This is a genomic window from Sphingomonas floccifaciens (assembly GCF_042681125.1).
Taxonomy (GTDB): Bacteria; Pseudomonadota; Alphaproteobacteria; order Sphingomonadales; family Sphingomonadaceae; genus Sphingomonas; species Sphingomonas floccifaciens.
The window spans coordinates 403,486-417,735 of the sequence record NZ_JBHUFC010000003.1; the positions used below are offsets into that span (position 1 = coordinate 403,486).

At 62.9% G+C, this 14,250-nt stretch carries 12 protein-coding genes; 10 read left to right on the forward strand and 2 right to left on the reverse strand.

Annotation, left to right across the window (positions count from 1 at the left end; all coding sequences use genetic code 11):
* Window positions 1-193 precede the first annotated feature (193 nt).
* Window positions 194-2,341 (forward strand): NAD-dependent DNA ligase LigA, encoded by a 2,148-nt coding sequence (ligA, locus tag ACFSC3_RS08970; protein WP_380940065.1) that lies wholly within the window; start codon window positions 194-196, stop codon window positions 2,339-2,341.
* 512 nt (window positions 2,342-2,853) lie between these two features.
* Here the strand turns inward: ligA and ACFSC3_RS08975 are convergent.
* Window positions 2,854-3,567 carry a hypothetical protein gene (locus tag ACFSC3_RS08975; protein WP_380940066.1) on the reverse strand — a complete coding sequence of 238 codons (714 nt, stop codon included), beginning with the start codon at window positions 3,565-3,567 and terminating at the stop codon, window positions 2,854-2,856.
* On the reverse strand, window positions 3,564-4,334 hold the full coding sequence (locus ACFSC3_RS08980; RefSeq protein ID WP_380940067.1) for a hypothetical protein: 771 nt from the start codon (window positions 4,332-4,334) through the stop codon (window positions 3,564-3,566). Before ACFSC3_RS08980 ends, ACFSC3_RS08975 begins: the two co-directional genes overlap by 4 nt.
* Window positions 4,335-4,441: 107 nt before the next feature.
* Between ACFSC3_RS08980 and ACFSC3_RS08985 the strand changes: the two genes are divergently transcribed.
* From ACFSC3_RS08985 to ACFSC3_RS09025, 9 genes are all read left to right on the forward strand, one after another.
* Window positions 4,442-4,693, forward strand: coding sequence for a hypothetical protein (locus tag ACFSC3_RS08985; protein WP_380940068.1), 252 nt, complete (start codon window positions 4,442-4,444; stop codon window positions 4,691-4,693).
* A gap of 170 nt (window positions 4,694-4,863) precedes the next feature.
* Window positions 4,864-5,151, forward strand: a complete 288-nt coding sequence (locus ACFSC3_RS08990) for a hypothetical protein (protein ID WP_380940069.1) — start codon at window positions 4,864-4,866, stop codon at window positions 5,149-5,151.
* A 134-nt stretch (window positions 5,152-5,285) separates the two neighbouring features.
* Complete coding sequence (locus tag ACFSC3_RS08995; RefSeq protein ID WP_380940070.1) at window positions 5,286-5,945, forward strand: hypothetical protein; 660 nt, start codon at window positions 5,286-5,288, stop codon at window positions 5,943-5,945.
* The gene (locus tag ACFSC3_RS09000; RefSeq protein WP_380940071.1) at window positions 5,942-6,622 is read left to right on the forward strand and encodes a TniB family NTP-binding protein; all 681 of its coding nucleotides are present in this window, start codon (window positions 5,942-5,944) and stop codon (window positions 6,620-6,622) included. The genes ACFSC3_RS08995 and ACFSC3_RS09000 overlap by 4 nt, the downstream gene beginning before the upstream one ends.
* Window positions 6,619-8,577 carry a hypothetical protein gene (locus ACFSC3_RS09005; RefSeq protein ID WP_380940072.1) on the forward strand — a complete coding sequence of 653 codons (1,959 nt, stop codon included), beginning with the start codon at window positions 6,619-6,621 and terminating at the stop codon, window positions 8,575-8,577. The genes ACFSC3_RS09000 and ACFSC3_RS09005 overlap by 4 nt, the downstream gene beginning before the upstream one ends.
* A 312-nt stretch (window positions 8,578-8,889) precedes the next feature.
* On the forward strand, window positions 8,890-11,643 hold the full coding sequence (locus ACFSC3_RS09010) for a TonB-dependent receptor (protein WP_380940073.1): 2,754 nt from the start codon (window positions 8,890-8,892) through the stop codon (window positions 11,641-11,643).
* Between the two features lie 158 nt (window positions 11,644-11,801).
* On the forward strand, window positions 11,802-12,854 hold the full coding sequence (locus ACFSC3_RS09015) for a sensor histidine kinase (RefSeq protein WP_380940898.1): 1,053 nt from the start codon (window positions 11,802-11,804) through the stop codon (window positions 12,852-12,854).
* Window positions 12,855-12,921: 67 nt separating this feature from the next.
* Window positions 12,922-13,725 carry a LytR/AlgR family response regulator transcription factor gene (locus ACFSC3_RS09020; RefSeq protein ID WP_380940074.1) on the forward strand — a complete coding sequence of 268 codons (804 nt, stop codon included), beginning with the start codon at window positions 12,922-12,924 and terminating at the stop codon, window positions 13,723-13,725.
* Window positions 13,726-13,760: 35 nt separating this feature from the next.
* Window positions 13,761-14,222 carry a VOC family protein gene (locus tag ACFSC3_RS09025; protein WP_380940075.1) on the forward strand — a complete coding sequence of 154 codons (462 nt, stop codon included), beginning with the start codon at window positions 13,761-13,763 and terminating at the stop codon, window positions 14,220-14,222.
* Window positions 14,223-14,250: the final 28 nt, after the last annotated feature.

A 14,250-nucleotide genomic window follows, 5' to 3' on the forward strand; every position in this document is an offset into this window, starting at 1 on the left:
GTTCGCCTTGAACGAAGTCGAAGGGCGGGCCTCGGTGCTTCGACTGCGCTCAGCACGAACGGTTGGGCAAAGCCTACCGACACGCCGCGAAGAGTGCAGGACGCGGATGATGATCCACCCGTTCGGCAATCTGCCCGCCCGAGCCACCGTCACGGCCATTGCCGTTTCCGGGGCCGGACCCTAGTCGATCGTCATGACCAGCGCCCTGCCGACCACAGAAGCCGCCGCGGCCGAGGAACTCGATCGCCTGGCGCGCGAGATCGCGCACCATAACCGCCTCTATCATACCGACGACGCGCCGGAGATCAGCGACGCCGACTATGACGCGCTGGTGCGCCGCAATGCCGCGCTCGAGGCAGCGTTTCCCGATCTGGTCCGTGCCGACAGCCCGTCGCGACAGGTCGGCGCGGCCCCGGCGTCGCACCTGACCAAGGTCGCCCATGCGCGGCCGATGATGAGCCTCGACAACGGCTTTTCGGACGAGGACGTGCGCGACTTCGTCGGGCGGGTCCGGCGGTTCCTGAAGCTGTCCGACGACACGCCCGTCGCGCTGACCGCCGAACCCAAGATTGACGGCCTGTCCTGCTCGCTGCGCTATGAGGACCGCCGGCTGGTCCGCGCGCTGACCCGCGGCGACGGGGCAGTGGGCGAGGATGTGACGGCGAACGTGCTGACGATCCCCGACTACGACATACCGCGCACCCTGCCCGCCGGCGCGCCCGACGTGTTCGAAGTGCGGGGCGAGGTCTATATGGAAAAGGCCGCCTTCGCTGCGCTCAACGCGCGCCTTCTGGCGGAGGCGGATGCGGCGGGCAAGGTCGCGCGCCAGTTCGCCAACCCGCGCAACGCCGCCGCCGGGTCGCTGCGCCAGAAGGACGCCGCGGTCACCGCGGGGCGGCCGCTGCGGTTCCTCGCGCATGGCTGGGGCGAGGTCGGTGCGGTGCCGGGCGATACCCAGGCCGGCGTCGTCGCGACACTGACGGACTGGGGCTTTCCCGTCGCCGCCGAATTCCAGCGCTGCGACGATGTCGCGGCGGCGCTGGCCGTCTATCGCGCGATCGAGGCGAAGCGCGCCGATCTGGCGTTCGACATCGACGGCGTGGTCTACAAGGTCGACCGGCTCGACTGGCAGGAGCGGCTGGGCAGCATCGGCCGTGCCCCGCGCTGGGCGCTGGCGCATAAATTTCCGGCCGAACGCGCGCAGACGACCCTGGAGCGGATCGACATCCAGGTCGGGCGAACCGGCAAGCTGACCCCGGTCGCGCGACTGGAGCCGGTGACGGTCGGCGGCGTCGTCGTGTCCAACGCGACGCTGCACAATGCCGATGAGATCGCGCGGCTGGGTGTGCGCGAGGGCGACCGCGTCGTGCTGCAACGCGCCGGCGACGTCATCCCGCAGATCGTCGAGAACCTGACCCGCGACGAAGCGAGAGAGCCGTACGTCTTCCCGACGCACTGCCCCGAATGCGGCAGCGAGGCGGTGGCGGAGGAGGGCGAAGTCGATGTGCGCTGCACCGGCGGACTGATCTGCCCGGCACAGCGGCTGGAGCGGTTGCGCCATTTCGTCAGCCGCGGGGCGCTGGATATCGATTCGCTTGGTATCGAGCGGCTCAAGCTGTTCCTCGATCTCGGCTGGATCGCCGAACCGGCCGACATCTTCCGCCTCCACGCCCACCGCGACGACCTGTTGGCGATGAAGGGTTGGAAGGCGACGTCGATCGATGCGCTCTTCGCCGCGATCGAGGCGCGCCGCGCGCCCGACGCCGCGCGCCTGCTGTTTGGCCTCGGCATCCGTCACGTCGGCATCGTGACGGCACGCGACCTGCTGAAGCGGTATGAAACCCTCCCGGCGATCGCGAACCTGGCGCGGGCGATCGGAGACTTGCGCGATACGATGCAGCCGGCGCTTGGCGAGGACGACGCCAAGCTCCACAACCGCGTGAACAAGGCCGTTGCCGAACTGATCGGCGTCGAGAATGTCGGCGCGGCTGTCGGCCATGCGCTGGCGGACTTCTTCCACGAACCGCACAATGTCGCGGTGTGGGACGATCTTCTGCGTGAGGTTGCGCCGCCGCCGTTCGTCGTCGAATCGCGCGCGTCGCAGGTCAGCGGCAAGATCGTCGTCTTCACCGGCACGCTGGAAACCATGAGCCGCGACGAAGCCAAGGCGCAGGCCGAATCGCTCGGTGCCCGCGTCGCGGGTTCGGTGTCGGCCAAAACCGACCTCGTCGTCGCGGGTGCCAGCGCGGGATCGAAACTGAAGAAAGCTGCCGATCTGGGTGTGGCGGTGGTTGACGAGGAAGGGTGGGCAGCTATCGTTGCAGAGGCTTTAGCCCTCTGACCAGCTGACCTTGACCCATTACAAGGTTAATGACCTTAGCCAAAAAATTTAGCTAACAATAAACTTTCAATATACATCTTGATCCATAGCGTGAAATTATGAATGGTGTCGAAATATTTTGACAATTTCTTACGGAGTTAAATGAAGGCATAGTGACGCCTGATTTTGAAAAGTTAGTTATATTATATATCTATTGCTTCAGAATAATCGATCAGTCCTTTGATAGGAAATGTACCAGTTGAATGGTCTGAAGTGAAGATTTTGGATTAATTGTGTATGTATTATTTCACGTGTTAAGGGCGCGCCTGTGGCGCGGGCTGGCGACTAAACGTGGATTTGTTGGCGAAGTGGCCGGAAACACCCTGCGGATATAGACATCCTTCAAGCGAAGCGTCCCACTGTAGACTGCTTGCTCGGAGGGAAAGTCGAAGGTCTAATCCAAGACCCTTCCCATAAGAGCGTCAGTGCGCAAGTGGGTGCGCAGAGGGGGCACTAGCAGCGGCTCGCCTCCATCAACGCGCCCACGGCATCCGATATGCCACGAATTCCGTATCAGCGATCAGAACCGTCCGGCCGGAGTCCAGAGGTGCTTCTGCGACGTCGACGATCTTCCAACCTCGACCAAGGAAAATCTCGTGATCGATGACCTCTTCGATCAGTTTTCCGACGCATGCGCTCCGGACCGCGATCGGCAGGTCGATACCCGGTTCAATGTTCAGTCTGCCCAATTCGGATGCGAAGCGGATCGGACCGAGGCGACCGGCTACTTCCAGCGAATGGCGGAAAACGTCGAGTCGAAACCAGCTTCCTCTGGTAATGCTGAAGAAGGAGCCACGGTCGTGGGAGCAGAACGGACATCTCGTCCTCACGCCACCGGCGAAATCGAAATGGCGTCGGGTCAATCGGCATCCGCATGATTGCCCCGCGACGAAGGTGCCCACGCGAGGGTGCTGCGGCCAGCCGGTCGGCGGTTGGATGGTCCACACGGCGTCGTTCAAGGTCGTGTCCTGCAGCGCCAGCAGCGGGGTGAGCAGTGGAGTGACGCAGCGGATCGTCGCACCCAGCTCGGCTCGGAATGCGTTCAACTTCAGAAAGTCCCTAGCTTCGTCGATCGCGCGCATCCGGCGCTCAGCGATCCGACGGGCGGTCCGCAAAGTCGCAGCGTCGCGGTCGGTTCCTTCGAAACCGACCGCGACGGGCAGGCTGCTTCTGTTCGTCGATTTCACGCCGGGAAGTTTCCAGACGCGATCACGAGCGACAACAGGTGGCTGTTGAAGGCGTCCGCCCCCCGCCGGTAGGCAATTCCACCCCACGTTTCCCAGCAGTCGACCCGCTCGGCCAGCCATTCGTACAGAGCGTCACGGACATTCGGATCCACGAAGGCCTGCGACCAGGTGACGCGACGGGTCGGCATGCGGGCGTCGACCGCCACGCTCGTCAGCGTGACGACGTAGGATCGACCTACGCGTTCCCGTGCGAACTGGTGACGCCGGAAGCTCGTCTCCTTCTCGAACGCGACGAGCCGCCGCTCCTTCTCATCTTGTTCGGCGCTGCGCGCGTATGAGACCGTTTCGAGCAGTTCGTCGATCGGGAGCCGTTCCCATTCCGGGTCCCGCGTCGCCTGCAGCATAAGCAGCACCGACCGTCCCTCGGCGCTGAGCGGTGCTTCAAGCGCGCTACGTCCAACGGTCAGCTCGAGCATGCCAATCGATGCGAGCCAACACATGTAGAAGCGCCAGATCATCATGTCGCCGTTGAACAGGTCGTGCCTGTTCTCGGCGCCGCTGAGCCAGCGACGCCTCAACGCCGACAGAGTGCGGAGCATGAGTTCCTGCTGCTCGGGCGCGAAGTGCACCTCGGGAAAGCAAAGGCGGCCTTGCCAGAAGGCGTCCCTGACGCTCAACCAGAGGCGACCGTGCTCATCCTGCAACTTCCCACCGTGGGCGCGGAGCCACCAACCCCACGGCAGATCATGGTCGATGCCGTCCCCCATCACGAGCGCCCTCCGCGACGGGGGTCGAGCCCAATGGGCGGAGGGGGCGATCCGGACCGATCCGGCACATCCTCACCGTTTGCGATAGCGCGGAGCTGCGCTGCGAGATGAACGATCTCCCGCACGACGTACGCGTCATCGCGGTACAGCTGGCTGTCGTCGTCCCCGACGAAAACGCGACGCCGACGCTGGAAGACGTGAACGCGGCGATCGGCCAAGCCATCGCGTCCGGTGCGCTAAGCCGGTACGCACGACTGGAGCGCATCGCGCTCGTCGATGCGCTTCCCCGAACGAGCGTGGGCAAGATCGACAAGAAGGCGTTGCGTGCGCGGCTGACCCCGCCGTCGCCCGCGCCTTAGGCGCGCGCATTCCGCGTTTCGAACTCGCCTCAGCCACCGGGCGAGCGCCCAAGCGTGCCCCGCCGCCCCTGGCCATCGATTGCGACCTCAACGCTGCCAGGAACATCCGGGCCCGAGGTCTTGCGGTCTTGAAGGAAGACGAGGGGGTCTGACCCCTCGAGGAGCGGGACGTGGCCGGTTGCGGCTTGCGCGCTGCTGAGATTTTGGTCTTGGCATCGACCCGGCGCTCAAGAAGCCGGCGCCTGGAGCGGCTGGCCGATCAAACCGATTTGCCGGAAAATTCAGACCCGATCGACCAACTGGCGAAACGGCGAGCGGAAGCCGGCCAACCCGTCGATTTCCCGCATCTCGGTATCTTCACGGCGAAGCCGGTCTGCCGACGGAGCGGCGACCGACGATTGCGCGGCCCGGTTGCGCGCAACCGCGGCGCGTTCAGAATCGCGAGCAAGCCGAACTGACACGGCATGCGCGTGTACCCCTCCATTGCGGTCGCGAAGGTCGCTCGCCGGCGTTCGTCGAGCGCGCGTTCGGAGGAAACTGAGACGGACAGCTGAGCTGACGGCGTCCCACAGCATCTTTGAGGAGAATTCCCATGAGCGATCCCGATTTCTCGGGCATCGATCCCTTGCGTGTGCCCGAGGCCCGCCGGCGGATCGCGGCCATCACCGAGTATCTCGCGCTTCAGGCACCAAATACGAGTGACTCGATCCGCATCGCCGCGTCGATCGGGCTCAGCCGATGGCAGCTCCAGCGGCTGGCGACGGCATGGCGCGATCATCGCGACCCGAAGCTGCTCGTATTCGGATCGCGAGGTACGACCACGCGAGACTACGGCATCGATCACCGGGCGGCCGAGATCGGGCACGCAATCATCGGCCGGGAGAATGGGACGGCTCGCAGCGCGACGGCCATTGCAGTCCTGATCGAAGAGGAGTGCGCCCGGGAAAACGTCCGTCCGCCCTCGCGCCCCACGATCTGGAGTTGGTTGCGGAAGGCGCGCGCGGACGGGAGGGCGCAGATGACAGGGTCCCCGAGGATCGCCATCGGTAGGCTATGGTTCCCGCTGCCGGTTGCAAACGAACCAACGGACGCGATGCCTTCGCTGCTCGCCGCGGTGCTGCTTCCTGAACGGCGGATCGTGGCGTTTCGCGTCTCGATCGACCTCGATCAGCCGCCGTCGCTGACGGCCGTGATCGACGACCTCGAGCGACTCCGGTCGACCGGAAGCGTGAGCTCGCCGACGAGCGCATGAGGAAAGGACTGCCCCCGAACCCGTTCCAGGTCGTCATCGTCGGACTGGACAAGAAGACGACGCTCAAGAGCGTGCTTCAGGACATTCTCATTCAGATGAAGGATCCCGACTGGATGATCGGGACGGAAAAGCAGCTTCGCGAGCGGATCCGCAATTTCGTCGTGGAGTTGGGCGTGGAGCTCATCGTGATCGACGAGTGCCAGCACCTGCACAAGGACGGCAACGACGTCGCCGACGTGACGGACGCCCTCAAGCGCCTGCTCGATCTGGGAGTGGCGCCGCTCGTGCTCGTCGGCAACTTCGATGCCAAGGCGGTCTTCAACCGGAACCCGCAGCTCAGGGCCAGACTGGGCCTGCCGATGTACCTGCCCGCAATCAACCCGAAAAACGACGCGGAGGCGATCCATTTCCGCAACTTCGTGTTGAATTTCGGCATTCAGCTGGAGAACTGCAAAGCCGTCACCTGCTCGCAGAACCTCATCGAGGCGACGACGTTGGAGGCTCTGCGCATAGCGTCGACCGGCTACTTCGGCAGGGTCTCGCGCATTCTGAAGGCAGCCGCGGCCCACGCCGCGGCCCGCGGCGCGAAGGGCATCGAAGACTATGATCTGAGCTGCGTAGTCCGAGAGCTCGCGATTCCGTCCAAGTGGGTCGACTGCGATCCGTTCTCGGCATGACTAATACGACGGGGGCGACCTCGCGGACCCATCGATACCGCGGCGGATATGACGTGTCCGCACATAATATGCTGACGGGGCGCGCGCTTCGCTTCCCCGGCGAGCCGGTCGCCGCCGATCAGACCCTCATCGGCTTGGTCGCCGATCGGGTGGCGTTCCACGTTCTAGGCAACATCAACGGCGTGCTCAGGCGGGCGGGGATCAGCATGGACTACCCCGGATCGCTCTCGAAGGTCGACCCGGCGATGCTTGCGAAGCTCGCCCCCATCCTCGGCTGCAGCGAGGCGGCAATCCTCGCTCGCGTCACGCCGCCGACGAACCCGAGCGCGTTGAACAGTCCTGCCAGGTTCGGCGACGCGATCGTCGAGCCCTTCGAGCTCGAAACCCATCGCAGACGGATCTCGCCACTATCCCTGAAGGCGAGCCCGCATCACCGCGAGGCTTGGCTGATCAAGCTACTGCCATACTGTCCGGTAAGCCTGGAGCTTCTGAGGTCTGACTGCTCGAAATGCGGCAGGCCGCTTCGCTGGAAGGTGACACGGGGTGTCGATAGATGCGATTCCGAAGAGTGCGATGAAAGGATTCAGCCGACGGTAGCACCGCTGCTGGAGGAGTCGCTGGCCGAGGACTATCGGCTCTTCGCCGACCTGTTCTCCTCTTTGACCGACCGTCGAAACGCGGCGCTCCATGAACTGTCGGACGAAGTCAGGCTGTTCGGTCCGCTGGAACTCATCGATATGATTATCGCAGTGGGCTTATGCGTCGAAGCAGCCGATCGGCAAGTTTCGAGGAAGATGGTTCATAAGTTGCCGCCGGATCGGGTCGCCCGCATCTGCGCAGGAGGCACGGCGATGTTGCGGAGTTGGCCGCATGGGATCCGCAACTGGGCTGACGAGAAAGCTGAACGGCTGAAAGGCGATTACAGAGGCCTTATCAGACACAGGAAGGACATCCGTCGGCTGGGACGGCGCTTCCTCGTATCCGACATGCAGGCCGAAACGGTGAAGCGCGCGTTCCCGGACCTCTTCGCCAACGTGAGGCGCAGCTTCGCCAAAAACGACGACATCATACTTCGCATAGAAGCGGGCCGACTGCTCGGCATCACTCCAAATAGATTGGACGACCTTGTTGCGCACAGCGTAGTGTCCATTGAAAAGATAGGTGATAGCGAGAAACACATCCGCTTCCGCAGGTCTGAGATCATTGATCTTCAAAAGCGCCTGACGGGATCGCGGTCGAGTGCATTGATCAACAGGACGAACGGGCTGCCATTCTATGCAATCGAGCAGCTACGCGTGACTGGCGCGCTTACGTCCGAAACGCATGCCGGCGTTCTATTCCTTAGAGGTGCCGATTGCATCACCATCGAATCGGTGGCCGCGATGGCGACCGAACTAGAGAAGATGCGTAACGAAGCGGACAGGTCGGGCGCGGTGGAACCTATCGGCACCGCGGCACGACGGATCGGCGGTCGTCTGAAGCCTTGGGCCACGATCTTCGAGGCTATCCGAAATGGCGCCCTGCCTTTCTGGAGCGAAGAGCCGATCACCATCGAAACGAACTGGATGCGCATGATCCTCGTGCGCCCTGAGGATATGAAGGCGTTTGATCAGGCTGCGCTCGAGCTACCCGGCGGCGGGGTCTTCGAGTCTGGCGAAGATTGTTCGCTCACGGACGCTCGGGAGATTCTCAACCTCCAAGGAATTCCGCACGCCGATCTGCGTTCCATTCTAAATGACGAGATATCCCGTCGTCGTCAGATTGGACCTCGGGTATCGGTCAGCATGAAGTCGATTCTGAAGTTGGCGGAGCAGACGATTTCCGTCGCGGAAATCTGCGCTCGTACTGGGTGGAATCAGCGGCGGGCCAAGTGGCGGCTAGCTCCGTTCCGGGGCTGCAGGACGGCGGTCGGTTGGGATCGAGCTGTCATCGAGTCGTCTGACCTCCCGCTCTGATCTAGTCCTATCCTGCCGCCGAGCCCCTCCTTGCCATTCGATGGGTCGTTCCAACTTGTATCGGCCAGAGATGGGTCGAGTTAGCTTGTCCTCCTCTAGCTTGTGCTCTCAGAGGGAGGCTGGGTCATTTCAAGATTGTGCGAGGGTTTAGCTGCTTCAAAGTGATGCCTTTTTGCAACGCAACAAAGGTGAATTAGCATCCGACTCGACGAGTCGGGGTGCCGTCATTTATTAGTCACAAATCGAGAGCAGGGCGCACCGCGAACGGCGCGGGTGCCGTGTCCGAGCAGCATGCTCAGAGGGGTATTTTTCATGCGGAAGCAGTTGTTTGCCAGCGTGGCGTTTGCCGCGCTCCTGATCCCGGGCGCGGCATACGCCCAGTCGACCGGTTCGATCGACTTCGAAGACGAAACACCGAACGAAGTCGTCGTTCGCGGCTCGCGTGACACCGACGTCGCCGGTTTCGAGAACCCGACCACGACCAAGGCAAAGGCTGTCCTGACGCAGGAATTCATCAGCCGCACCGCGCCGGGCCAGTCGATCAACGAAACGATCAACGCGTTGCCGGGCGTCAGCTTCCAGAACAACGACCCCTTCGGTTCGGCCGGCGGTACTCTGACGATCCGCGGCTTCGACTCGACCCGCATCAGCCAGACATTCGACGGCGTTCCGTTGAACGACTCGGGCAACTATTCGATCTATTCGAACCAGCAGCTCGACCCGGAACTGATTGAGCAGGTCAACGTGAACCTGGGTTCCACCGACGTCGATTCGCCGACCGCAGGTGCGACCGGTTCGACCGTCAACTATCGCACGATCCGTCCGTCGAAGGACTTCAGCGTGAAGATGGTCGGCAGCGTCGGCGACTACGACTTCTTCCGTACCTTCGGCCTGATCCAGACCGGCGAAATCTTCGCCGGCGGCCCACGCATGTTCGTGTCGGCCAGTCAGGCGCGCAACAACGTCGTGTTCAACAACATCGGCAAGATCCGCAAGCAGCAGTATAACGCCCGCATCTGGCAGGACATCGGCTCGGACGGCGACTTCGTCTCGCTGTCGGGGCATTACAACGTGAACCGCAACAACTTCCAGGGTTCGCTGCCGCTGCGTCGCGACCTGGTACAGCGTTCGGTCACCGGCACGTCGCCGAACCAGACGGTTTCTGAATCGAATCAGCGCATCGTCGGGTCGGGAAGCAACAACCGCTTCGTCCTCGATAACGAGCGGCCCTATTACGAAATCGCCCGCTGCCAGACCCAGCAGGCCGCGGTTCGCGAGACGTTCGCGCAGGTCAGCGCGAGCGGCTATAACGATCCGGACGGTGCCACGACCTGCGGTTCGACCTTCGACGAGCGCTATAATCCGTCGAACACCGGCAACTTCCGCGGTGCATCGCGCTTCACGCTGGCAGAAGGCCTCGTCTTCACCTTCGATCCTTCCTATCAGTTCGTTAAGGCGAATGGTGGCGGCACCGCCGTCGCCCAGGAAGGCTTCCGTGACGTCAACCCGACGGGCGGCACGGCGACCACCGCGCAGTGCGTCAACGCACCGGCGACCTCTGGTTACAGCTGCCAGGTCGGCTATATCGGTGGCACGCCGTATTTCGGCCGCGACCTGAACGGCGACGGCGATCTGTTCGATACCGTCCGCGTTCTCGCGCCGAACCAGACGGGTACGCGTCGCTTCGGTCTGATCTCGGGCCTGCGCTGGGATGTGTCGGACACCCAGACGCTGCGCCTGAACTACACCTTCGATCGTGCGCGTCACCGTCAGACCGGTGAAGTGAACTTCCTGCAGGCGAACGGCGTGCCGTTCGACGTCTTCCCGATCAACGATCAGGTCAAGGATGGCTCGGGCGCCGTTCTGCAGCGTCGCGACCGTCTGTCCTACGCTCTGTTGAACCAGGTGTCGGGCGAATATCGCGGCGAGTTCTTCGACGAGACGCTGGTCGTGAACCTCGGTGTGCGTGCGCCGTTCTTCAAGCGTGATCTGAACAACTATTGCGCCACGTCCAGCGCGGCCGGCTTTGTCGAGTGCTTCGGCAGCAACACCGCCGGCTTGCAGGCCTATCTCGCCAGCAATCCGACCGTGACCATCTCGGGCACCGGCGCCAGCGCCGTCACCGCGCCGATCCAGGGTCCGCAGCGTCGCGTGTTCAAGTACAACCGGGTTCTGCCGAACGTCGGTCTGACCTACAACCTGACTCGCCAGTTCCAGGTGTTCGGCAACTATTCGAAGGGTCTTCAGGTCCCGGGTACGGACAACCTGTACAATTCGTTCTTCTTCCCGCTGACGGTCGAGCAGGCCAACCCGCGGCCGGAGACGACCGACAATTTCGACGCCGGTGTACGCTTCACGTCGTCGAAGCTGCAGGCGCAGCTGTCGGGCTGGTACACCGATTACAAGGACCGTCTGGCCCAGTCCTATGATCCCGATCTGGACCGCACGCTGTACCGCAACCTGGGTCGCGTGAAGAAGTACGGTTTCGACGGCAGCATCCAGTATCAGCCGATCCGCGAGTTCAATGTCTATGCCTTCGGTTCGTACCTCGAATCCGAAATCCAGGACGATGTGCTCATCGGTCGTCTGTCCAATGGCACTGCGGTCTTCGCTCCGACCCGCGGCAAGCGTGAGGGCGGTTCGCCGGTCTACACCTTCGGCGGCGGTGCCAACGCGATGCTCGGCCCGATCGAACTCGGCGTGAACGCCAAGCGTACCGGCCCGCGCTACGTGTACGACACGAACGAGCCGGTCCGTCAGGCTCTGAGCGTCAACGGTGTTACTCAGACCTATGAGATCTTCCCGGCGAAGACTCCTGCCTACACGCTGGTCGATTTCAACGCCCGCGTGGGTCTGGACTGGGCTGGTCTCGGCAAGCAGACCTATTTCCAGTTCAACCTGCTGAACGCCTTCAACGAAACCTTCGTCGGCGGCTTCCAGGCCAACCTGAACCAGGGCCCGACGATCAACAGCACCACCGGCGCGATCACCAACTACGGCAGCCCGCCGAACGCACAGCTGGGCTATCCGCGGACCTTCATCGGTTCGCTGGTCGTCGGTTTCTAATCACTGAAACCAACACACTTCTTCCGGGCCGCCGTTCCATCAGGGACGGCGGCCCTTTTCTTTGCGCGTCGTGCGACGAACCGTTACACGCCTGACCCGTGCAGCAGCAGACGATCTTTTCCCGGCCCTTCTTCGAACAGAAAAGCCGCGCGTTCTGGATGCTCCAGGCGTTCGGCTGGTCGGGCTATCTGCTGCTGCGGGTCGTCGTCGCCGCGTCGAACAGCGTGTCGGTGGAGGGCTATCCGCCGATCTTCATCGAGGCGATCGTCGGCTATTGCCTGACGCTGCTGCTCTCCACCCTCTACGGCTATTACCGGCGCCAGCCGCGGTGGCGGGCGATCGCGCTGACCGTGGCGACGCTGCTGATCGCGACGCTGGTCTATTCGGTCATCCAGGCGTTCAACATCAGCTTCCTGCGGCCCGGCCTGGCGCGCGGGGCGGACCTGGGGATCAGCTGGGCGCTGGTCATCGGGTCGAGCTTCATCCCTTTCACCGTGCTGACCGGGTGGACCTCGCTCTATTTCGGCATCAACTGGTATCTGATCGTCGAGGAACAGGTCGACCGGATGCACCTGCTGGAGACCGAGGCTTCGTCGGCACAGTTGGCGATGCTGCGATACCAGCTGAACCCGCATTTCCTGTTCAACACGCTCAATTCGATCTCGACCCTGGTGCTGCTGAAAGAAACGCAGCGCGCCAATGCGATGCTCAGCCGGCTGTCGGCCTTCCTGCGCTATACGCTCGCCAACGAACCGACTGCGCATGTGACCGTGGTGCAGGAAGTCGAAACGCTGAAGCTGTACCTCGAGATCGAGAAGATGCGCTTCGAGAAGCGACTGCGCACCCATTTCGAGATCGACCCCGCGGTCGAGCGCGCGCGGCTCCCCTCGCTGCTGCTCCAGCCGCTGGTCGAGAATGCGATCAAATATGCCGTGACGCCGCAGGAGGAGGGGGCTGACATCTCCGTCCTCGCTCAACTCGCCGCCGAACGGGTTCGCATCACCGTGTCGGACACCGGCCCCGGCTTGAACGGCGCAAACAAGCGGCCAAGCCTGTCCACGGGGGTCGGCCTCGCCAATATCCGCGAGCGATTGGCGCAGGCGTACGGCCCCGATCACAGGTTCGAGATCCGCGCGATGCCGCAAGGCGGCTTTTCTGTGGTGATCGAGATACCATATCAGCTGGAGGAGCCGGCACGCGAGGGAGCCTGAGACCAATCAGGGGGGAATCGATCAGGGGGCAACTGATACGTTTTCGCATGATGAAAGACCGCGACGCATGACTATCCGCACCATTCTCGTCGACGACGAACCGCTGGCGATCCAGGGCCTAGAGCTGCGCCTCCAGGAATTCGACGACGTCGAGATCATCGACAAGTGCCAGAACGGGCGTGAGGCGATCAGCGCGATCAAGACGCATAAGCCCGACCTCGTCTTCCTCGACATCCAGATGCCCGGTTTCGACGGCTTTTCGGTCATCCAGGGCCTGATGGAAGTCGAACCGCCGCTGTTCGTCTTCGTCACCGCCTATAGCGATCATGCGCTCAAGGCGTTTGAGGCGCAGGCGGTCGATTACCTTATGAAGCCAGTCGACGAGGCGCGGCTGGCCGACACGCTCGACCGTGTGCGGCAGCGGCTGTCCGAGAAGCGTGGCGTCGAGGAGGTCGAGAAGCTGAAGGAAGTGCTGGCGGAGGTCGCCCCCGAGTCGGTCGACGCGATGGCCGACGGTGGCGCGATCGAGCCCTCCTCGAACCGGTTCGAAAAGCTCATCAACATCAAGGACCGCGGCAAGATCTTCCGCGTCGATGTCGATACGATCGAGGTCGTCGAGGCCGCCGGCGATTACATGTGCATCAAGACCGGCGACAACACGCTGATCCTGCGCCAGACGATGAAGGATCTGGAAAAGCGCCTCGACCCACGCCGCTTCCAGCGCGTCCACCGCTCGACCATCGTCAACCTGGACCTGGTGCGCCAGGTGAAGCCGCACACTAATGGCGAATGCTTCCTGGTGCTCGATTCCGGCGGGCAGGTGAAGGTCAGCCGGTCCTATCGCGACGTGGTGGCGCGGTTCGTTCATTGAGGCGGTTGCGCCCGTGGTAGCGTGAGAGTCCGGTCATGACAGACGCCGCCGACGTAATCGCCGTGGACCACACCGGCTTCGCCGTATCTTCTTTGGACGACGCCGTTCGGTTCTGGACGGAGGCGCTGGGTTTCACTCTTGAGCGGCAATCGGAAATGGGGGGCGACTTCCTGCATCAGGTGACCGGTGTCGATGATCCGAGTGTAAAAACGGCGATCGTCACCGGACCGGACGGCTATGCGGTCGAACTGTTGCAATATTCTCAGGGGCGCCGGAACGGGGTGATACCCAACTGCGCCGGATCGATCGGAGCGGCCCATCTGGCGCTGACGGTGACGGATATTCATGCGGCTATCGCTCGCGTGGAGGCGGCAGGATGGAAAGCCTGGGGAAGGCCGCAATCGATCCCTGCCGGTCCAAGGAAAGGGACGCTGACCGCCTATGTTTCAGGTCCCGACCATATCACGATAGAGTTCATGCAGCCGCCGGCCCTATAAGGCAAAGTGGCGCTATCGGCAGAAAGAT